The following is a 20,627-nucleotide window of genomic DNA, read 5'->3' as shown; positions in this document are numbered from 1 at the left end:
TGATCGGAGGGGGCGGTGAACGGATACTGGTTTCTATTCAGACGATTTTCGCGGGCCCTGTGGTTCCTGCCGGCACTTTTTTGCGTGACGGCATTGATCGTGGTTGCACTCGCCTATCTTTCCGCCGGTTTCTTCCCTGATGGCCTTGAAGAAAGCGCGATCCCGATCACCGTTTCGGCCGATGCCCTGCGCAACATTCTCGGCATCGTCGCGTCGAGCATGCTCACGGTGGCCGTGTTTGCGCTGTCCACGCTGGTCAATCTGCTGACAAGCGCCGCGCAGACCGGCTCGCCGCGCGCCGTCCCCCTTTTCTCGGGCAACCGCGCCGCGCGCACCACGATTTCCGTGTTCATCGGCGCTTTTCTCTTCTCCATCATCGGCATTATCGGCCTGTCGAGCGGCATCTACACGCTGGGCGGGCGCCTGATCCTGTTCATCGCCACCCTCCTTGTCGTCTTCGCCGTTGTCTGGGCGCTGATCCGCTGGGTGCGCGAAATCTCGGTCGTGGGCCGCGTGGTGGAAATGACGAGCCGTCTCGAAGATGCCACCCGCCAGGCTCTCAATCGACTTGGCCGGGATGGGCTCTATGGCTGCAGTGAGGGCGAAGGCTCACCCGTCGGGCATGAGGTTCAAGCGGGGGGTGTCGGTTTCGTGCAGCATTTTGATCCCCATGCGCTTCAGGATCTGGCGGAAGACAAGGGCCTTGTCATCCATGTGCGTGTCCGGCCCGGAGACTATGTCGACCATGCTGCAGTCATTGCCGTGGTCGTCGGTGAAGGGGATGAGGCAGTGCTGAAAGCCATCCGTGGCGATTTCATCATCGGTGAGGAGCGCACGTTCGATTCCGATCCCGGTTTCGGCTTTCTCGTTCTGGCCGATGTGGCGCGGCGAGCCCTTTCGCCCGGGGTCAACGATCCCTCCACCGCCAACCACGTGCTTACCGTGCAGACACGCCTTCTGGCCGACTGGGCGCTCAAGGAGAGAGGGAAGGAAAGGACGGATCCACCCTATCCGCGCATTCGCTTTGTATCGGTCGGCCCGGAGCATTTGCTGGACGAGGCCTTTCGGCCGATTTCCTACGAAGCGGCTACTGCAGCACCTGATGTTCAACAGGCATTGCTGCGAGGCCTTGCCTCGCTTGCCAGCATCGCTCCGGACGTTTTCGCAACACCCGCGGCAGCCCTTGCGGAGGATTTCATGGCCCGCGCCGACTCTGAAGGTTCGCACGAGCCCGACATTGTAGCTCTGCGAAAGTTGGCAGCCGGCTTGACCGAAGGCACCGAGCGCCAGGCACAATCATCAAATCCAGCCGCCAAACGCACTCAATAGGTGGTGCGCCGCTCTTCGGAGGGCGGTCGCCCGAACTGCTGGCGGTAGCTTTGCGCAAAATAGGAGTGCGAGGTGAAACCCGTGGCAATCGCCACGTCGAGGATCGCCATGTTGGTCTGGCGCAGAAGTTCGCGCGCCCGCTCCAGCCTCAGCCGCATGTAATAGCGACCCGGCGTCATGCCCAGATGCCGCAGAAAAAGCCGTTCCACCTGCCGCACCGAAAGGCTGGCAGCTCTTGCGAGCTGAACCGCAGAATAAGGCTCGTCCAGATTGTCGGCCATCAGTTCGACAATCTTCTTCAGCTTTTCCGACTTGCCGGTGAGGTCGCGCTCCGGTCCGGTCCGCTGGCGATCGCCCGGCGAGCGGATGCGCTCGTGCTGAAACTGGTTGGCCACCTCGTTGGCCAGTTCCACACCCAGATCGTTGCGAACGATTTCCAGCATCAGGTCGATCGATGTCGTCACCCCGGCACAGGTATAGCGTTTGCGATCGATCTCGTAGACATTTCCGGTGCATTCGATCTCCGGAAACCGCTCCATGAAGGAAGCCCGGTTTTCCCAGTGGATCGTGCAGCGATGTCCCTCAAGCTGCCCGGCCTCGGCCAGAAGGTAGGAGCCGGCCGCCAGCGCGCCAAGTGCTGCACCGCGCCGTCCGAGCGAACGCAAGCCCGCCAGCACCGTGCTCTTGCCTGGAAACTCCGTCGTCAGCCCCACACACACAAACAGAATGTCGACTGGTGGCAGATCGGCGATCGCATAGTCGATCTTGATCGGAAGTCCGTTGGAGGCCATCACCGCTTCGCCGTCAGCGGAAACGGTGACCCAGCTATAGACATCGCGTCCCAGGAGACGATTGGCCGAGCGGACCGTGTCGATGGCCGCCGCCAGCGAAAACATCGAAAACCTGTCCACCAGCAGAAAGGCAAACTGCCGGGTATCCTGCCGCGCCTCACCCATGAGCACTTGTTGTAAAGCAGGCTGGTCCGGCAGGAAAGACATGGCTGATGATCCAGATTTGGGTCCCGACCCTAGAAAGCAGGAGGCTCAAGCCCCGCCTTGCGGAATGCCGAGGTCAGCGTGTTGGCCATCAGCATGGCGATTGTCATTGGCCCGACGCCACCGGGCACCGGCGTTATGGTGCCGGCATTTTCCTTCGCCTCGGCAAAGGCAACATCGCCGACAAGCCGGGTCTTCCCCTCGCCCTTTTCCGGAGCGGGGATGCGGTTGATGCCCACGTCGATCACCGTGGCGCCGGGTTTCACCCAGTCCCCCCTGACCATTTCAGGGCGTCCGACCGCTGCCACCAGAATGTCGGCGGTCCTTGCAAGCGCGGGAAGGTCCTTCGTTCGGCTATGGGCGATCGTCACCGTGGCGTTGGCGGCCAGAAGCAGGTTCGCCATCGGCTTGCCAACGATGTTGGAGCGTCCGATCACCACCGCCGACAGCCCGGAAAGATCCCGGCCACGGACCCGTTCCAGCATCAGCATCGCACCGGCCGGTGTGCAGGGCACAAAGGCACTGCCGAGCGCGCCCGTGCCAAGGCGACCCACATTGATGAAATGGAAGCCATCAACATCCTTATCGGGGTCGATGGTCTGGATGATGCGACCCTCATCGATATGCTTCGGCAGGGGGAGCTGCACCAGAATGCCATGGATCGCCGGATCGGCATTGAGATCCTCGACCAGCGCCACCAGCTCTTCCTCGCTGGTCTCTTCCGGCAGCGAATGCTGTACCGAATGAAACCCGCATTCCTTCGCGCGGCGCGATTTGGAGGCGACATAGACCTGGCTGGCCGGATCCTCACCGACGATCACCACGGCGAGCCCCGGCGTCACCCCGGTCTCAGCGAGCCTGGCGGTCTCGGTCTTGACCTTCGCCACCACATCTTCTGCGAGGGCTTTTCCGTCGATGATTTCGGCCATGTCATTCCCCGGTGCAGATTTCAAGGGATACGGTTTGCCTCATCAAGCGACGAGGAACGCATATGAGCCCGCATAATGGGGAAAAGACAGAACCGCAATCCCGTCACAGCGCCGTTCCCTGACGTTATTGGGAAAGGCGGTGTTTTCAGGTCAGTAACGATGCCTGTTTGACCGCCGTGCTGTCAGCGCATCCACTTCGCGGCGTACAGCCTTGAGACGGTCGTGGATTTCATCGAAGCGCTCACTGCCTTCATCCTCGTCGTTGACCCGTTCCGGCGCTTGCTGAGGCATGAGCCCGAAGCCGGGATGAAACGGAACAGGAGCCTGATGCCACACCGGATAGGGCTGCATCATCGGCATTCCCACCACCTGCGGCATCTGCTGCATCGGCTGCATCATCGGCATCGGCCCGGGGACCATCATGCCGGGGTGCATGGCCATCTGCGCTGCCGGCCATGCGGGATGGAAAGCAGATGCGGCCACGGTCTGAACTTTCGACGCGGGCTCGGACTGGGGCTCGGACTGGGGCTCGGGCTCGGGCTGAGCACGCTTCCGCGACCGGTCCTTCATCCGCTCGACGAGTTTCTCGCCGTCATCGGTATCGAACGCGTCAACAAACGCCTCGTCGTCCTCCCAATCATGGCTCGCCTGCGCCTTCGCATAGCGTTCGTTCGAACGCGCGCGCCAATCCTGCGGATTTTCCTGTGAGGCGGTGTTTCGACGGCTGCGTTCTTCAATATCGCGCCGGCGTGTGCCACCTCCCGGCGGATTGGGGTCAGGCTCAGGATCGCCTTCGTCGACATCCTGGTTGCCGCTCCAGCCGCCATGATCATATGCCTGCCTTTCAGCCATGTTCTCACGCAGGCTGCGAATTGCGCCTCCCATCGCGCCAAGCCCGACGCCGAACATGAAACCCAGGATCATGCCTGCCATCGCGATCGAGGAACGGGAGGGACCGGTCGGGTCGAGCGGCGGAACGGCCTGCGAAATCACGCTCACATTCGCCGTGTTCAGGCGCTCCTGCTGGCCGGTCTCACGCGCTCTCAACAGCAGAGCTTCGTAAACTGATCGCTTGGCATTCGCCTCGCGTTCGAGTTCGCGAAGCGTCACCCGCTCTGATTCCAGGTTTCCCTTCTGCACCTTGAGCCGCGCCAACTGACCGGAGAGATCCTGTTCGAGCTGGACCGCACGCTGCAATTCCACCTGATTGGAGGCCACCACACGGCGCAGCTCGCGTGCGATCTCATCGCGTGCGCCGGCCAGTTCCGCGTCGACGGCCTGCCGGTCGGGATGGCGAGGACCGAACCGCACCGCCAGCCGACCCGCCTGTTGCTTCAGGCTCGCGTACTGAGCAAGCAGTTCCGTCATCACCGGCGAGGCCACCTGCTCCGGCAGAGCGCCGCCGAGCACCGTCTCCACATCCAGCGACCGGGCAGCCGCGGCACGCGCATTCAACTCGGATGTACGCGCCCGCGCGGCCGAGAGTTGCTCGTTGAGACGCAGGATCTCTTCATCGGTGATCAGACGCCCCTGCGCATCGACTATGTCGTTCTTGGCCTTGAATTCTGCGACTTCGCGCTCGGCTTGTTCGACTTCCCTGCGCAATGACTGGAGCTGATCGGTAATATCGCGGTTGGCGCGGCCTGCCGTGGCCGACTGCAATTCGCCATAGGTGGAGAGGAAAACATCCCGCGTGGTCGATGCGATCAACGCAGATTTTTCGGCGTCCTTTGTGGTCGCGCCGATGGTGATGATGAATGTTTTTGCGTTGCGGCCAACATCAAGAGCCTCGAAGAGATTTTCGACTGCAATCGTATGCCGCGCCGACCCTCCATCATCATCGTTGCCGTTGATCAGTGCCGAGATCAGCGCGCGCGGGCTCAACAACAGGCTCAGAACACTGCCACTGCCCGCGCCGTTGAATTCCGGATCATCAGCCAGGTCGAGCTCATCCACCACCCTGGAAAGAACATTGCCGGAGGTAATGACTGCGACCTGGTTTTCGATGAGCGCCAGTGTTGCATCGGAGGGTAGACCTCCGCGCGTGAGTTCGCGCTCAACGATCTGCAGATCGCGCGGGTCGAGCAGAAGCTGCGTGGCGGCATAGTACATTTTCGGCGTTGAAAGGGCGATCATCACACCAATCACCGCGCCGATGATCGTGGTCAGGAGGATCAGCCATTTGGCGCGCAGGATCCCGCCGATCACCTGCACGGGATCAATCAATGGCCGCCACACCTGTTCATCTGATGGTCGGCGATGCGCTCGGGGTGCCCGCCGGCGGTGCTCCTGCGCGCGGAGAGGCTCCTCATTCCCGGGCGTGAAGCTTCGTGTCGCCGGTCCTGACAGCGGATGGCGCCTGCTCTCGGCCCGTGGGCGCTCTGGCGGAGAAGGCTCCACCTCAGGCAGTGGGAAAAACCGGTCGAGCAGCCGCTTGCGCAGGGATGGCTTTCGCGGCTGCGCTGCTTCAGTACGCGCCGCAGGCTGCCGTTTTACTTCCGCGCGCGCCTCAGGGTCCGTCGCGTGTCTGTGTGCTTCAGCCCGGCGCAGATACGCGTCCGCTGAAGCTGCTCTTTCCCGCCGTGTCTCCTGAGCATCATGGGGCTCCTGTGAGCGAGAGAGGAGCGATCCGCCGCCGCGATCCCTGCGCGCCGAAATCTGCTTCTGCCGCTTCGGTTCCACCGGCTCATCCTCCGGAGCCTGTATCGACAGCAGCGAACGCACCTGCCCACCGCTCCGAGGCCTTTTCTTGCTTGGATTGTCGGCGTCGAACATTGTACGCGCAGCTCTCGCTCATGAACGGGGAGCGGGCGCATAAGCCCGCGATTATGTTAACCCAAGCTAAAGAGGCACGGGTAACAAAGAGTTAACGGTAAGCATTTCGAAACAGGTTTTTTGCCGGCGTGGGAAACCACGGAACAGCGCATTAAGTTTTGTTGGATAGTGTCGCCGAAAACCGCATGTCGAAACCAGGCGATCCGGGGTCCTCTCATTTCATTCCGTAACATCATATCCAGCCAGCGACAGGTTCTGCGCGACTATCTTGCGGCGATCAGCGGGTCGGCGGGGCGGTTGGTCTTTTCTCTCGCCTATTTTGTCATTCTGGCAAACAGTCTGACGATTGCCGATTTCGGCCTCTTCGCCACGGCATCCGCTGCCGGTGTGATGGTGGGGCGGATCCTTGCACTGGGCTTCACCGCCACGCTTTATCGCATCGCCACCGTGAAGCCTCGGCTTCTGGGAACCTACGCCGCAGGTTTCCTTGTGCTGGCGCTTGCATCGCTGCCGCTCATCGGGCTCGCCAGCACGGCACTGTATCTGGTGTTCTTCGCCGGCGACCTGCGGGTACTTCCCTTCGCACTGGTCATCGTCTCCGAGGCCGTCGCCTGGCGACTGACGGAGACCGTGATCGTCGTCAACAATGGTCTCAACCGCTTCGGCCGCGCCGCAACGATCCTCATTGTCAGTATCGCCATTCGCGCGCTTGCCGCCTTTCTGTTCACATTTCATGCAAGCCACGACCTGTTGAGCTGGACCGTGTTCTATCTGGCCGCCAACGGCGCCGCACTCGTCTTTGCCTTGCTGTTCTACTGTCCCCGGCAACGTCTGCGGCTGCAAACCGCGCTCTATCTGCGCCGACTTCCCGACGCGCTTTATGTCGCCGGAGCGGAGGTGCTTTTCTATCTTCAGATGGAACTCGACAAGCTCCTCGTTCTGGCGCTGGGCAACCCAACGCTTGCGGGCATTTATGCGATCATCATGCGACTGGTCGATCTCACTGCAATCCCGGTCCGCTCCTTCTCCATGCTGCTCGTGCAGCGCATGATGCGGTCCCCGGAGATGCTGAGGAGCTGGGCGTTGCGTCTGGGCATAGAGGGTGGCGTCTTCGCGGTGTCGGTCCTTGCCCTCGCGACGATGGCGACGATCCTCGCATTCTACCCGACCCTGCTCGGCAACAATGTGGCTGAGGCCGCGCCTCTTGTCATCCTGGCGCTCGCGGTTCCGGGCCTGCGAAACCTGACCGAATATCAGGCCGATCTTCTTTTCGCCCGCGGACAGACTTTCCTTCGCGCGGTCAATCTCGGCGTGCTGGCAGCTGCCAAGGCCGCCCTGCTCTCGATGGTGCTGAAGTCGTGCTCCGAAACCGGCGACATCATCCTGTCGCTGAACGCGGTTTTTGCCGTTCTCTATCTGTTGTCGATGGTGCTGACCTATCGCGCACTGGCAAGGCCGGCCAAGCGTGTCTGATTGGCTTCAGCCGATCATCCGGCGCAGTGGCTCGAGATCGGTCTCGATGAAAGACTGAATGCCGATCGCTACCTGATAGGACTTCATCTCGGCGACAAGATCCTCCAGGCCACCAGTGTCGAGTTCACGCCCGAACCAGAGCACATGACACAGCGCGCGGTCGTCGTGAAAATGCCCGCTGCCTGCAAGCACCTCGTCTACATAGCGACCGTAGAGAATGCATTCGGAGAAGCGCCGATCCGCAGCCACCGCACGGATCCAGGGCTTGTCATGCAGGGTTTCGATATGGCGCAGCATGCTCACAACACTGTCACGTCGCCACGAGATCAGCGTTGTGATGTAGTCGTGCTCTGTCTTTTGACCCGCAGGCAAACCGAGCGCCTGCCCCGCATTTGCCGACCATTGGCGATGGCCAAGATCGACCAGCGCGTTCATCCCCCCGTCGCGACGGTAAAGCCGCACCTGTTCACCCCGCCAGAACGTGCTGCAATCGAAAGGTTTGAGGAACACGACATCGGAATCGCAGTAAACCAGCACCTCATGTTCCGCTTTTTCGGCAAAGGCGATCCGCCGCAATTGCTGCACGTGCCAGCCACGAAGGGGCGCCAGCCGTGTGCTCAGCCATATATGACGCTTGAAGAGCACCGTGGGGTCGCGCACCGCGTGAAGCCAGGGAGGCAGGAGATCGCGCTCGTCCACCACCACCCGCCGTTCCGATTCAAACGCTCGAAAACGCCTGACATCGTGTCCCGCCACAAGCAGATAGTGGCGGTCATATCCGGTAACAAAACGATCCATCGATTCGCAGAGAAGCCGACAACGATCGAAGTCGCCTGCATAACTTGGCGTCACGATCGCCGCGCTGCGCCCACCGGCCATGGTTATGCTCCGCCCCGCTTGCTCCGGAACTTCTGTCGGAAGACCCTTAGAAGAAAGATGGGGTTGCCCACCACGTAGCGGCGCCACAGACGGCGCGGCTCCAGCCCGAGACGAAAGAGCCATTCCAGCCTCAGTCGCCGCATCCAGAGCGGCGCGCGCGGCACGGCTCCGCTCAGAAAATCGAACAATGCACCGACGGCAATCGGCACCGTGCAGTGTTCTGGCCGGATATGACCGGCGATCCACAACTCCTGGCGCGGCACGCCCATGGCCACAAGCAGCACGTCCGGGCGCATCTCTTCGAGTTGGGCAAGAATGGCCTCTTCCTGCTGGGCGTTGAAGTAGCCATCATGCAGGAACACGAAATCGTGCTGTGGCGCCTGTTCAGCCAGTTTCCCGACAGCCGCGAGCGCGTTTTCACGTCGCGCACCGAGCAGGGCGATCTTGAGCCTGTCCTTGTGACTGCGGAAAAACGCAGGAACGAAATCGGTGCCGTTAAGATTGTCGGGGAACGGCTCACCGAAAAGAATTCTCGAGGCCAGATCGACACCGATGCCATCCGCCAGCACGAGAAACCTCGGCAGGATCGCACGAAAGCCCGCATCCGCGATGGTCACATTCGCATTGTGTGCGTTGAGAAAGGTGACGGGCATAAATTGACGGGTCGCGATCTTTTCCGACAGCAAAGCCATCGCGCCTTCACGGCCGATGACTGCCACTTCCGTACCCAGTATATCGCGCCGCGAATGGGTTGCGTGCACGGTTTTCGTCGTCGCCACATTCATGCGGCTGCATCCCGCCGGTTGAAGCCAGCTTCATCAAGCCCACGAAGAATGGCCGTGTCCAGTGCCTTGCGCTGTGCGTCATGAAATCTTCCCCCGTCAAGATCGACCGGGTCGCCTACCGCGCGCACCAGCGCTTCCGCGAAGGTGCGGGGATCATCGGCCACAATGCAGTTCTGAGGTTTATGGGAGATACCCCGCAGCGCACTCTGCGTCGCCACGCTTGGCAGGCCGAGCTCGAACGTCTCGATGGTCTTGAGCTGGACCCCCGTGCCGGCGCGGCTGATCAAAGGCACCACCTTGCCGCTGCGTACGAATTCCACCGCGTCGGGGACACGCCCGACAAACGTCACCCGCTGGTGTCTCTGCGCGAGCTCTGCCGGTGCATCGCCCGCGACGGCGATGCGAAAGCTCTCGGGAAGATGCGGCACCACCTCTTCCAGGAACCAGTCGAGACCGATCCGGTTCGGCGCCCAGCTCCAGGTGCCGATCAAGGCAGCATCATAGCTCGTCTGGCGTGGACCCGCGGAAAAAGCCGCCGGCTCATGGGCCACCAGCGGCAGCACTGCTGAGCGATTCTCGTCGGCCACTCCCAGAAGCTGGCGGTCCTCTTCCGACAGCGTATAGACGAAACGCGCCTGTGCGCACAGTTCCGCTTCCAGCGTTTTGAGAAGGCGTGCCTCACGGCGAAACATGAAGCCTCCAACGAAGCCCCGCGCGGCGGCCGCACTTTGCTGTGCGGAGAGATGCTCCACATTGTGCGCCACATAAATGGACGGCAAATCGCCAAAGACCTGGCGAAACGCTCCGGCAAACTGTACGGAGTTGAAGATCACGCCATCGACCGGCCCAAGCTTGTCCAATGCTGCGCGGACCTCTCCGGGTGAGACGAGCAGCATCTTGGCGGATGAAAATGTCATGCCTTTCATCATCGCTTTGATGAGCCAGCCGAGCTTGGTCATTCCACTGGCCGCTTCCGTGCGCGGGTCCAGTTCTCCAAGCACCGATGTCTCTTCGGTCGTGGTCTGCCCCGCACGTCCCTTCCAGGCAAATCCCATCACCGACATCCGGCAACCTGCGCGCGCGAGTGCATCGAGAATGGCCGCGTTGGCAATCTCATATCCACTTTTCGGTGTCCCGTCGGGAACGATGGATGTCGCAAAGACCAGATGCATGCACTATTCCTGTTTGGGACGTTTTTTTCAAAGAGCAATGAACTCTTGATTAAGGAATGGCATCGCCAGTCGATTTTCGCTGGCAAATCAACAGTTCCCCACCGCAAAAACCCGCCGTATTTAACGCCGCCTTAATTGCCTCCACCGCTTATAGAGCACGAATCAGCAGCGCGTGGCGGGATTGTGGCGCAGGAAAAAACAGGCAGAGCGGTTTCAATCGTGGCGCGTACGCCCTCGCTTGACGCGCAATCCATAGCGTGCGTCGTCACAGTTCCCACCTTCAAGCGGCCGGACCAGCTTCTGAACACGCTCCACTCGCTGGCCTCGCAGGCAACGGAGCGCCCGTTTGCCGTGATTGTCATGGAGAATGAGGCTGAGGAACGAGCCGGCGCCGAGGCCGCGACACCGCTTTTTGCCGATGGAACCTTCAATGGCCTCGTGATCATCGCACATGAACGTGGCAATTGCTGTGCCTACAATGCCGGCTGGGAAACGGCTCTGACCGAGTTCCCGAATTTCCGTCATCTCGCCGTCATCGACGATGACGAACTGGCCTCTCCGCACTGGCTGGAAAATCTCTGTTCTACCGCCGAGCGCTTCGAGGCGGACGTCGTCGGCGGCCCTCAGGTGCCGGTCTTCGCAAAGCCCGCGCATGAACGCTGGGCGACTCACCCGGTCTTCGCCCCACCCTATGATGAGACTGGCCCCGTTCCGGCGCTTTTCTCATCCGGCAATCTGCTCGTGTCGCGACGGGTTCTGGAGGCGATGCCGCGGCCCTTTCTCGATCTTCGGTTCAATTTCATGGGTGGCGGGGATTCGGATTTTCTCAGCCGAGCGCGCCAGAAAGGCTTCCGCCTTGCCTGGTCTGCCGAGGCCGAGACACAGGAGATCGTGCCCGAACGCCGCGTTGAGCGGGACTGGATCCGCGCCCGGGCCCTGAGAAACGGCGTCATCTCCACCCTGGTAGAGAAAAAGAAGCGGAGGGACCAGGTGTTCGGAAAGCTGCGCGTCTTTGCAAAGAGCCTCGCGCTGCTTGCCGCCGCGCCATTTCGCGGCGCGCTTCGCCTTGCTGCAACAGGCTCCGTCTCGACCGCCATGTACCCCGTCTATGTGGGGCTCGGCCGCGTGATGGCCGAATTCGGCTATGCCAATGAGCAGTATCGCGAACCGGAGAAGAATTAACGCATCAGACGGTCGACTTCCCGCCGCCGATTGTGTATCGCTCCCCTCCCCCAATCGATCCACATTCCGGCAAGGATAGTCCCATGCGAGCGCTCAGCGGCGGCATCGACTTCGGCACGTCGAATTCCACAGTCGGTTTCATGGAGAACGGCGAACCCCGCCTCGTCGCGCTCGAAGCGGGCGAGGTCACTATGCCGAGCGCGGTATTCTTCAGTTTCGAGGACGACCGCACCTATTTCGGGCGCGGCGCCGTCAGCCGCTATACGGAGAACGTGGAAGGCCGCCTCCTGCGCGCGCTCAAGAGCGTTCTGGGCTCATCCCTCATTCACGAGAAAACGCGCATAAAGGCCCATTCCATCGCCTTTTCCGACATTATCGGCTCGTTTCTGCATTTCCTGAAAGACAATCTGGAAAACCATCTCGGCGGACCGGTGGACAACATCGTGCTCGGGCGCCCGGTTCAGTTTGTCGATGACAATCCGGAAGCCGACCGCCACGCGCAGGACGAACTGGAAAAGGCCGCGCAGCGCCGCGGCTTCGCCCATATCGAGTTTCAGTTCGAGCCTATTGCCGCTGCCCTCGACTATGAGCAGCAGGTTACGGGCGAGGAACTGGCGCTGATCGTCGATATCGGCGGTGGCACGTCCGACTTTTCCATCGTTCGCGTCTCCTCCGACCGTGCGAAACGGGCCGACCGCAAGGATGATATTCTCGCAAACCATGGCGTTCATATCGGCGGTACGGATTTCGACCGGCTTTTAAGCCTCGCCCGCCTGATGCCGGAATTCGGCTATCGCACGCAGACAAAAGACGGCAAACGCTTTCTGCCCGCGGGCTATTTCAACGATCTCGCCACCTGGCAACGCATTCACATGCTCTACACCAACAGGTCCATGACCGATCTGAAGCAGATCCGCTATGAGGCGGCGCGGCCCGATCTGGTCGAGCGGATGATCGACGTGGTCGCCAACCGGCAGGGCCATGCAGCGGTCGGCGCGGTGGAACGGGCAAAGATTGCGCTCACGGACGAAACCGAAAGCGCCATCAACCTGCAACTGACCGACGAGACACTCGACCTGCCGGTCACCCGCGACCAGTTGAACGACGCCATCTCCACCACCGTCGATCGGGTTCAGAAAGCGGTTTCGGAAACCCTTGTCCATGCCGGCATCGCGTCCGAACAGATCACCGCCCTCTTCCTCACCGGCGGTTCCTCGGCCATCCCGCTCCTGCGCGAGAATGTCCTGCGCATGCTGCCCGCTGCGTCCGTTGTCGAAGGCGACATGTTCGGCTCCGTCGGACGCGGTCTCGCGCTGGACGCAGGCCGCAGGTTCGGCACCTAGGCACGCTTCCCCATTGCATTCCCTGCCTTCACGCGGCATTCCTTTGCCGTCATCAAGGGAGAAGTTTCATGGGCAAATCGGTCATCCTCGTCGGCTGCGGCAATATGGGTTATGCCATGCTGAAGGGCTGGATCGCTGCGGGCAAGCTGGCCTCGAAAGACGCCACCGTCATAGAGCCGAACGAGGGACTGCGCGCCCGCGCCGCGGCGCTGGGTGTCACGGTCGCAGAAAGCGTGGAAGAGCTTGACGCAGGTGCCGACATGATCGTCTTTGCCGTCAAGCCGCAGGTCATCCGCGATGTCGCTCCGGCCTATGCCCGCTTTGCCGACAAGGCCACATTCGTCAGCGTTCTTGCCGGCACGGGAACAGCCACGTTCGAGGAAATTCTCGGCCGCCACGCCGCAATCATGCGCTGCATGCCCAACACGCCCGCCGCCATCGGCAAGGGCATGATGGCGCTCTTCTCCAACCGCAATGTGACCGCCGAGGCGAAAACCTTCGCCGAGGAACTGCTTGCAACCAGCGGCGCGGTCACCACCATCGACAATGAAGAGCTGATGGACGCCGTCACCGCCGTTTCCGGCTCCGGCCCGGCTTACATCTTCCACTTCATCGAATGCCTGACTGCCGCCGGTGAGAAGGCCGGCCTGCCGAAGGAAACCGCGAAGCTTCTCGCCATGCAGACCGTCTATGGTGCGGCCTCGCTTGCGAAGGAAAGCGACGATGAGCCCGGCAAATTGCGCGAGCAGGTGACGAGCCCCAACGGCACCACCGCCGCCGCGCTCTCCGTTTTCATGGATGAAAACCGGCTGCTTGATCTTGTGAGCAACGCCGTCGACGCTGCGAAAAAGCGCTCAATCGAACTGGGGAAGTAGAGGATCGACGCAGGCTCTGGCGCTCGCCACGCATCACTCTTCGCCGAACACCATCGCATCCTGCCGCGCCCTGAGCGCCACCAGCCGCGAAGCCGCGTCGGGCGCGACATTCGCATGGGTGAGAAGCGCGCCCTTCTTCACCGGGGCGGTCACCGTGCCGCCCTCAAGCAGCCCACAGGGCACCGCCTTTGCCGCGCGCGCTTCATCGGTCCTCATGATCCACGCCCGGTAGCTGTATTCGCCGATCGCGTCGAGCCGGTCGCCCGGGGCGAGATCCTTCTTCGCCACGGCACAGACTTCCGCAACCGGCCTGTCGAGCGGCACCATGTCCGCCTTGTTGTAGAGCACGGCGCGGGCGCAGGTGAGCGGCACTTCCAGCGAGGTCAGATGATAGGGCCGGAAAAAGGTGTAATACGGCCCTGCGCCCAGCTTCAGATCGTTCATGCGCTCGCGCAGGCGCGGATGATCCATCTCCGCCACCACGAACACGCCCGGCGCGACACCCTTGCCAACCGTGAAGTCGACACAGCCCTTTTTCGAGAGCACGCCGCCATCGGCAATCGGGCAGAGAACGCTTGAAAGCTCCTCGCGGCTTGCCGCCGGGCCATGCATGCCCGGCCTGTCCGGCACAAGACCCGTGGCGTTGGCGATGGCCGCCATCTCCACCATCGTCTTGGAACCGTCGACGAACTCGACCAGCATGCGCACATTCATGTTGCGCCGTTCCGCTTCCTCGGCATAGTCGTCCGGCACGGCATCCACATTGAGCGGGTTGTTCTTGCCCTTGCCGGCGGCAACGATGTCATGCCCCATGGCCGAGACGAACTCGATCAGCTCCATGCAGGAAGACGGCTCGTCGCCCGCGCCCAGCGAATAGGTCACGCCCAGCCGCGCCGCCTCACGCTTAAGATAAGCGCCGATGGTCACGTCGGCCTCGACATTCATCATGACGAGATGCTTGCCGGCCTCCATCGCCGAAAGCCCGATCTCCGCGCCCACCGCCGGCTTGCCGGTGGCGTCGATCACCACGTCCACCAGATCGTTCTGCGCCACCATCAGCGAATCGCCGCAAAGCGCCGTCTTACCTGCCCGGATCGCGTCGGCGATCGCGCCAGACGTCGTCGCCTCGACAGCGCTTTCGGCAGCACGTCCGGCAATCTCGATGGCCCTTGCCGCGCGTTCAGGCCGCGTGTCGGCGATTGCCGCCACCTCGATGCCCTTCATGCGCGCCACCTGCGTGACGATGTCGGTGCCCATCTCGCCGCAGCCGATCAGGCCGATACGCACTGGCCGACCGTCCTCCGCCCGCTGTTCCAGATCGCGCGCAAGCCCGGTAAGCGCCACATTCGTCATCCGATGTCCTCCTCGTTTGGCGACCGAAAAGGAGGTGACCGAACGCCGATTGTCAATTGGCCTTAAGCTGCACCGGAACAGGACTGTTCTTCTTGATGTCCTTCAGGATCAGATTGGTCCGTACATTGGCGATGCCCGGCAGGCGAAACAGAAAATCCTCCAGGAAGCGATTGTAGGCAGCCAGGTCGCGGCACACGACGCGCAGATGATAATCCGCCTCACCCGTGGTGGAATAACAGTCAAGCACCTCGGGCCGCCGCCGCGTTTCGGCGATGAACGTATCCACATGCCGGTGGTCATGCCGCGTCAGCGAGACATGCACGATGGCCTGAAACCCGAGCCCCGCCTTCTCGATGTCGAGCAGAGCTGCATATTGCGAGACCAGCCCCGCCTCCTCCAGCGCCTTCACCCGCCGCCAGCAGGCAGAAGCCGACATGCCCGCCCGTTCCGCGAGCTCCTGGTTGGAGAGCCGGCAGTTCTCCTGCAGGGCGTCCAGAAGCCGCTTGTCCTGCTCGGTCAGCTTTTCAGCCATTATCTGAAATCCCGAATAATTATTCGTTTAATCCGACGTTATCGGATAATTCCACCAGAAACCATATTTCAAACGCCAAATCTGGCACAATTTTCCATCGCCCCCGGTTTAGAATTCTTCCAGTCTGCACCGGAGGAATTGCATGACCGTCCAACCCAAGGCCGGCGAACTCGCGCGCTATCAGCTCGAGGACCGCTATACCCAGGAAAAGGGCCGCGTCTTCATGACCGGCACGCAGGCGCTCGTGCGCGCCGTGCTCGATCAGGCACGCCGCGACCGCGCGAGCGGCCTCAACACGGCAGGTTTCATCTCCGGCTATCGCGGATCGCCGCTCGGCGCGCTCGATCTGGAGTTATGGAGGGCGAAGGACCGGCTCGACGCCGCCCGGATCGAATTCCTCCCCGCCGTCAATGAGGATCTCGCAGCCACCGCCGTTCTCGGCAGCCAGCAGGTGGAAACCAATCCGAAGCGCGAAGTCGAGGGCGTCTTCGGCCTCTGGTACGGCAAGGGCCCCGGCGTCGACCGCTCGGGCGATGCGCTGAAGCACGGCAACGCCTATGGCTCATCGCCCCACGGCGGCGTTCTGGTGGTTGCCGGCGACGATCATGGCTGCGTTTCTTCCTCCATGCCGCACCAGTCAGACGTGGCTTTCATGGCATGGTTCATGCCCACGCTCAATCCGGCGAACGTTTCGGAATATCTGGCCTTTGCCGAATATGGCTACGCGCTGTCGCGCTTCTCGGGCATGTGGGTCGGTTTCAAGGCCATTTCGGAAACCGTGGAATCGGCAGCCTCCGTCGACATTCCCACCCCTCGCGTATTTGCCACACCCGATTTTACCCCGCCGCCCGGCGGGCTCCACTATCGCTGGCCGGACCTTCCCGGGCCGCAGATCGAGGAGCGCATGGAGGCGAAGAAGCACGCCGTTCTGGCGTTTGCCGAAGCCAATCCCATCGACCGCCACATATACGACGTAAAGGATGCCCGCTTCGGCATCGTCACCACCGGCAAGGCGCATCTCGACCTGATGGAGGCGCTACGCCTTCTGGGCATCGGCGAGGGCGAATGCCGGCAGCTCGGCATCGACATTTACAAGGTCGGCATGGTGTGGCCGCTCGCCCGCCGCGCAGCACTCGACTTCGTGAAAGACAAGCAGGAAGTCCTCGTCATCGAGGAAAAGCGCGGCATCGTCGAAAGCCAGTTCAAGGAATATTTCTACGACTGGCCCGGCCACAAGCCGCACGCCATGGTGGGCAAGCGCGATGAGAATGGCGAACGGCTCGTGCCATGGACCGGCGAGCTCTCGCCGCGCCTGCTTCTGCCCATCGTCGCAAGGCGGCTCGAAGGCATCTTCCCCGGCAGCGGCTTCATCGCCCGCGCCGAAAAGATCCTCGCCACACCCGCCATCTCGCTTCAGGTGGAAGGTGCGACCCGCACCCCCTATTTCTGCTCCGGCTGCCCGCACAACACCTCGACCAAGGTGCCAGAGGGTTCACAGGCGCTGGCCGGCATCGGCTGTCATTTCATGGCAAGCTGGATGGACCGCGAAACCACCTCGCTGATCCAGATGGGTGGCGAGGGCGTGAACTGGGCAGCTTCCTCGCTCTTTACCGGCAAGAACCACGTCTTCCAGAATCTCGGCGAAGGCACGTGGTATCATTCGGGTTCGATGGCCGTCAGGCAGGCGATTGCAGCAAAGGCCAACATTACCTTCAAGATCCTCTACAACGACGCCGTTGCCATGACCGGCGGTCAGCCGGTCGACGGTCCCGTCAGCGTGCAGGCCATCGCGCATTCCTCACGCGCCGAAGGTGTGGAGCGCATCGCGCTCGTCTCCGACACGCCGGAAAAGTTCCAGCCCGGCGAGTTGCCCGCCGGCACCACCATCCATCACCGCCGCGAGATGGACGCCGTCCAGCGTGAGCTGCGCGAGGTGAAGGGCGTCTCGGTCCTCATCTATGAGCAGACCTGCGCAACCGAAAAGCGCCGCCGCCGCAAGCGCGGCCAGATGGAAGACCCGAAAAAATTCGTCGTCATCAACGACCTCGTCTGCGAGGGTTGCGGCGACTGTTCGGTGGAATCCAACTGCCTCTCCGTCGAACCGCTCGAAACCGAGTTCGGCACCAAGCGCAAGATCAACCAGTCGTCCTGCAACAAGGACTTCTCCTGCGTGAACGGCTTCTGCCCGAGCTTCGTCACCGTCGAGGGTGCTACCCGCAAAAAGCGCTCCGGCATGGAGATCGACCTGACACGGCTTGCCGCCGACCTCCCCGATCCGGAACTTCCGGCACTCGACACTCCCTTCGACCTGATGATCACCGGTGTTGGCGGCACCGGTGTCGTCACCGTCGGCGCGCTCATCACCATGGCTGCGCATCTGGAAGGACGCGGTTCCAGCGTGCTTGATTTCACCGGCTTTGCGCAAAAATTCGGGCCGGTGCTCTCCTATGTCCGGCTGGCGTCATCACCCGACGCCATTCATCAGGTGCGCATCGACCGGGGCGCTGCCGACGCCCTGATCGGCTGCGACATTGTCGTGTCGTCCTCCCCCAAGGCATCGGCCAGCTACCGTCCCGGCATGCGCGCGGTGGTGAACCTTGCCGAAATGCCCACCGGCGACATCGTGCGCAAGCGCGATGCAAGCCTTCGCGTCGACCAGCGGCTCGCCGCCATCGAAGGCGTGACGGGCAAGGGTGCGCTCGCAGCCATGGACGCCAACCGTCTTTCCGAAAAGCTCATGGGCGACACGGTGTTCGCCAATGTGATGATGCTTGGCTTCGCCTGGCAGAAGGGCCTCGTGCCGGTCTCGCTCAATGCGCTCACCCAGGCCATCGTGCTCAACGGCGTCGCCATCGAGAAAAACCACCGCGCCTTCCTCATCGGTCGGCTCGCCGCCGACAGGCCGGACGCGCTGAAGGAGCTATTCGACCCCAAGCCGCAGACTGACGGAACGCTCGATGAGATCATCACCCGCCGCGAGGCCTTCCTGACTGACTATCAGGATGTCGCCTATGCCACGCGCTACCGCCGTTTCGTGGATCGCGTGCGTAATGTCGAGGCTCCGCTGGGCAGCGATGCCGTCAGCCGGGCCGTCGCCCGCTCTCTCTTCAAGCTGATGGCCTACAAGGATGAATACGAGGTCGCGCGCCTGCACACGGAAACGGGGTTTTCTGCCCGCATCGCAGACGAGTTCGAAGGCGACTATCGCATCGTTCACCATCTCGCCCCGCCCTTTCTTGCTTCCGGCAATGACGCGCGCGGACGGCCGCTCAAGCGCGAATTCGGCCCCTGGGTGCGTCTGCCTTTCCGCATCCTCGCCCGCATGAAACGTCTGCGCGGCACAGCCTTCGATCCGTTCGGCTACACCGCCGAGCGACGCATGGAGCGCGAGCTGATCGACTGGTACGAGGCGCATGTGGAAAATGCGCTTTCAAAACTCGACGCCGGCAATGCGGCAGAACTCGCCGAGACCCTCGCATTGCCGATGCAGATCCGCGGCTACGGCCCGGTGAAAGAGGAAGCCGCAAAGCGCATCCGCGCAGAGATGGATGCGCGTCTTTAGGCACAGCCCGATAATCCCCCCTCCCTCCCCGCTCCTTCGTTTTCCTCGGGCGCGACCCGAGGATCCATGCCAAAACGCCAAGGTTAAATCGCAGCCTCTCAAAAAGAAGCGCTTCATTTTCCACGCCTTTGCCGTCGCCACAGCTACGGCATGGATCCTATGGTCAAGCTATAAGATCACGAGGGAGAGGACGGGCACCTTGCATGTCAACCAGAGGGCGTGCGGTGCAAACGCTCGTGAAACGCGCTTTGCGTCCGGCCCCTCACTCTGCGCCAACCCCTCGTAAGGCTCTGATATAAAACAATTTCACAAAATCTTTAGGCCTTCTTGTCGTCCCATTTGCTTGCTCCGGTCCGCCGCCTGTGCAAATAGCATTGGTCGAAGACATTCCGAGAGGTCCCCATGACTGCCATCACCCGCCGTGCGCTCGGCGCACTTGCCCTTTCCACCGCAATTGCCGGATTTGCGCTGCCGTCGCAGGCGGCAGACAAGATCAATGTCGGCATTCTTTCGCTCACATCCCATTCCCCCAGCATCATTGCCGAGGCGAAAGGCTATTTCGAAGCGCAGGATCTCGATGTCGAGTTCGTGTCCTTCCAGGCCGCGCAGCCCATGGCTGTTGCCATCGCTTCAGGCGATGTCGATTTCGGCATGACAGCCATTTCCGGTGGCCTGATCAGCCTTGCCGACAAGGGCGTAATCAAGGTCATCGGCGGTGCCTTGCAGGAAACGCCGGATGTCGAAGGCCAGAAGATCCTCGCTTCCAGGGCCGCATATGACGCCGGCGTGAAGACGCCCGCCGATCTGAAGGGCCACACCTACGGCATCACCACCCCCGGCTCCTCCTTCCACTACATGGCGCACAAGATCGCCGACAAGGAAGGCTTTGACCGTGCGGAAATCCAGGTGAAGCCGCTGCAGAAAGTGCCGGCCATCATCGCCTCGCTCAAGAGCGGCCAGATCGATGCATGGTCCATCGTTCCCAACATCGCCGGCGCACTCACCAAGGGGCCGGAAGTGGTGGAGATCGGCAAAGTGTCTGATTACATCGACAATTATCAGGTCACCACGGTCTTCACCTCGACAAAAAATGCAACCGAAAAGAAGGATCTGGTCGAGCGCTTCCTCGCCGGCCTTTCCGAGGGGATCAGCGACTATAACGCCGCCCTCGTCGACAAGACCATGAGCGAGGAAGACACGGCTGCCATCGTCGCGATGATCCACAAATACGTCTATTCCGACCAGCCGCTCGAAAAGGCCGATCCGCGCATTCGTGCCGGCGCGATGCGCATCAATGAAGGGGCAGCCCTCAGCGTCGCCAGCGTCGAGGATCAGCTTGAGTGGTTCAAGTCCGAAGGCCTCGTGCCCGAAGGCGTGACGATGGAAAAGCTGGTTGACACCAGCTTCGTGGAAACCCGCTAACAGCGAAACCGCCCCGGCCCG

The 20,627-nt window shown here is 61.8% G+C and carries 15 protein-coding genes; 7 read left to right on the top strand and 8 right to left on the bottom strand.

The genetic code is table 11. The annotated features are described in order from the left end of the window. The first annotated feature begins 15 nt into the window (after nt 1-15). Entirely contained in the window at nt 16-1,329 is a 1,314-nt protein-coding gene (locus HF949_RS06490) for a DUF2254 domain-containing protein (protein ID WP_292899176.1), read from the top strand. Here the strand turns inward: HF949_RS06490 and HF949_RS06485 are convergent. The 3 genes from HF949_RS06485 to HF949_RS06475 form a co-directional block, all read right to left on the bottom strand. Then, nucleotides 1,323-2,285, bottom strand: coding sequence for a GlxA family transcriptional regulator (locus HF949_RS06485; RefSeq protein ID WP_292900035.1), 963 nt, complete (start codon nt 2,283-2,285; stop codon nt 1,323-1,325). The two genes, HF949_RS06490 and HF949_RS06485, sit on opposite strands and share 7 nt — an antisense overlap. Nucleotides 2,286-2,356: 71 nt before the next feature. Beyond that, nucleotides 2,357-3,253, bottom strand: a complete 897-nt coding sequence (gene folD / locus HF949_RS06480) for a bifunctional methylenetetrahydrofolate dehydrogenase/methenyltetrahydrofolate cyclohydrolase FolD (RefSeq protein WP_292899174.1) — start codon at nt 3,251-3,253, stop codon at nt 2,357-2,359. Between the two features lie 150 nt (nt 3,254-3,403). Then, nucleotides 3,404-6,028, bottom strand: a complete 2,625-nt coding sequence (locus tag HF949_RS06475) for a GumC family protein (RefSeq protein WP_441338389.1) — start codon at nt 6,026-6,028, stop codon at nt 3,404-3,406. Between the two features lie 234 nt (nt 6,029-6,262). Here HF949_RS06475 and HF949_RS06470 point away from each other — a divergent pair, with 234 nt between their 5' ends. Further along, nucleotides 6,263-7,501, top strand: a complete 1,239-nt coding sequence (locus HF949_RS06470; RefSeq protein ID WP_292900033.1) for a lipopolysaccharide biosynthesis protein — start codon at nt 6,263-6,265, stop codon at nt 7,499-7,501. Nucleotides 7,502-7,507: 6 nt separating this feature from the next. Here HF949_RS06470 and HF949_RS06465 read toward each other — a convergent pair whose 3' ends face one another. Genes HF949_RS06465 through HF949_RS06455 form a run of 3 tightly spaced genes read right to left on the bottom strand, consistent with a single transcriptional unit; the run spans nt 7,508 to nt 10,337 of the window. After that, nucleotides 7,508-8,380 (bottom strand): DUF6492 family protein, encoded by an 873-nt coding sequence (locus tag HF949_RS06465; protein WP_292899170.1) that lies wholly within the window; start codon nt 8,378-8,380, stop codon nt 7,508-7,510. A 2-nt stretch (nt 8,381-8,382) separates the two neighbouring features. After that, on the bottom strand, nt 8,383-9,165 hold the full coding sequence (locus tag HF949_RS06460) for a WecB/TagA/CpsF family glycosyltransferase (protein WP_292899169.1): 783 nt from the start codon (nt 9,163-9,165) through the stop codon (nt 8,383-8,385). Continuing rightward, nucleotides 9,162-10,337: a glycosyltransferase family 4 protein gene (locus HF949_RS06455; RefSeq protein WP_292899167.1), complete on the bottom strand. Its 1,176-nt coding sequence runs from the start codon at nt 10,335-10,337 to the stop codon at nt 9,162-9,164. The genes HF949_RS06460 and HF949_RS06455 overlap by 4 nt, the downstream gene beginning before the upstream one ends. A gap of 216 nt (nt 10,338-10,553) precedes the next feature. Between HF949_RS06455 and HF949_RS06450 the strand changes: the two genes are divergently transcribed. The 3 genes from HF949_RS06450 to proC all read left to right on the top strand — a co-directional run bounded on the left by HF949_RS06450 (nt 10,554) and on the right by proC (nt 13,737). After that, nucleotides 10,554-11,519 (top strand): glycosyltransferase family 2 protein, encoded by a 966-nt coding sequence (locus tag HF949_RS06450; protein WP_441338401.1) that lies wholly within the window; start codon nt 10,554-10,556, stop codon nt 11,517-11,519. 83 nt (nt 11,520-11,602) lie between these two features. Beyond that, nucleotides 11,603-12,862 (top strand): Hsp70 family protein, encoded by a 1,260-nt coding sequence (locus HF949_RS06445; protein WP_292899166.1) that lies wholly within the window; start codon nt 11,603-11,605, stop codon nt 12,860-12,862. A gap of 68 nt (nt 12,863-12,930) precedes the next feature. Further along, entirely contained in the window at nt 12,931-13,737 is an 807-nt protein-coding gene (gene proC / locus HF949_RS06440) for a pyrroline-5-carboxylate reductase (protein WP_292899164.1), read from the top strand. Nucleotides 13,738-13,770: 33 nt separating this feature from the next. Here proC and HF949_RS06435 read toward each other — a convergent pair whose 3' ends face one another. Together HF949_RS06435 and HF949_RS06430 are read right to left on the bottom strand one after the other, a co-directional pair. Next, the gene (locus tag HF949_RS06435; protein ID WP_292899162.1) at nt 13,771-15,090 is read right to left on the bottom strand and encodes an NAD(P)H-dependent oxidoreductase; all 1,320 of its coding nucleotides are present in this window, start codon (nt 15,088-15,090) and stop codon (nt 13,771-13,773) included. 52 nt (nt 15,091-15,142) lie between these two features. Next, on the bottom strand, nt 15,143-15,622 hold the full coding sequence (locus HF949_RS06430) for an Lrp/AsnC family transcriptional regulator (protein WP_292899161.1): 480 nt from the start codon (nt 15,620-15,622) through the stop codon (nt 15,143-15,145). A gap of 142 nt (nt 15,623-15,764) precedes the next feature. On the opposite strand from HF949_RS06430, the gene HF949_RS06425 reads away from it, so the two are divergent. Beyond that, entirely contained in the window at nt 15,765-19,184 is a 3,420-nt protein-coding gene (locus HF949_RS06425; RefSeq protein WP_292899159.1) for an indolepyruvate ferredoxin oxidoreductase family protein, read from the top strand. Between the two features lie 402 nt (nt 19,185-19,586). Then, complete coding sequence (locus tag HF949_RS06420; protein ID WP_292899158.1) at nt 19,587-20,606, top strand: ABC transporter substrate-binding protein; 1,020 nt, start codon at nt 19,587-19,589, stop codon at nt 20,604-20,606. Nucleotides 20,607-20,627: the final 21 nt, after the last annotated feature.

The organism is Nitratireductor sp., from assembly GCF_017794765.1.
Taxonomy (GTDB): Bacteria; Pseudomonadota; Alphaproteobacteria; order Rhizobiales; family Rhizobiaceae; genus Nitratireductor.
This window is presented reverse-complemented; position numbering and strand designations above follow the sequence as displayed.

What these genes read in the sequence shown, in the direction of transcription:
- HF949_RS06485 (WP_292900035.1), bottom strand. Translation starts at nt 2,285, where the DNA reads ATGGGTGAGGCGCGGCAGGATACCCGGCAGTTTGCCTTTCTGCTGGTG.
- folD (WP_292899174.1), bottom strand. Translation starts at nt 3,253, where the DNA reads ATGGCCGAAATCATCGACGGAAAAGCCCTCGCAGAAGATGTGGTGGCG.
- HF949_RS06475 (WP_441338389.1), bottom strand. Translation starts at nt 6,028, where the DNA reads ATGTTCGACGCCGACAATCCAAGCAAGAAAAGGCCTCGGAGCGGTGGG.
- HF949_RS06465 (WP_292899170.1), bottom strand. Translation starts at nt 8,380, where the DNA reads ATGGCCGGTGGGCGCAGCGCGGCGATCGTGACGCCAAGTTATGCAGGC.
- HF949_RS06460 (WP_292899169.1), bottom strand. Translation starts at nt 9,165, where the DNA reads ATGAATGTGGCGACGACGAAAACCGTGCACGCAACCCATTCGCGGCGC.
- HF949_RS06455 (WP_292899167.1), bottom strand. Translation starts at nt 10,337, where the DNA reads ATGCATCTGGTCTTTGCGACATCCATCGTTCCCGACGGGACACCGAAA.
- HF949_RS06445 (WP_292899166.1), top strand. Translation starts at nt 11,603, where the DNA reads ATGCGAGCGCTCAGCGGCGGCATCGACTTCGGCACGTCGAATTCCACA.
- proC (WP_292899164.1), top strand. Translation starts at nt 12,931, where the DNA reads ATGGGCAAATCGGTCATCCTCGTCGGCTGCGGCAATATGGGTTATGCC.
- HF949_RS06435 (WP_292899162.1), bottom strand. Translation starts at nt 15,090, where the DNA reads ATGACGAATGTGGCGCTTACCGGGCTTGCGCGCGATCTGGAACAGCGG.
- HF949_RS06430 (WP_292899161.1), bottom strand. Translation starts at nt 15,622, where the DNA reads ATGGCTGAAAAGCTGACCGAGCAGGACAAGCGGCTTCTGGACGCCCTG.
- HF949_RS06425 (WP_292899159.1), top strand. Translation starts at nt 15,765, where the DNA reads ATGACCGTCCAACCCAAGGCCGGCGAACTCGCGCGCTATCAGCTCGAG.
- HF949_RS06420 (WP_292899158.1), top strand. Translation starts at nt 19,587, where the DNA reads ATGACTGCCATCACCCGCCGTGCGCTCGGCGCACTTGCCCTTTCCACC.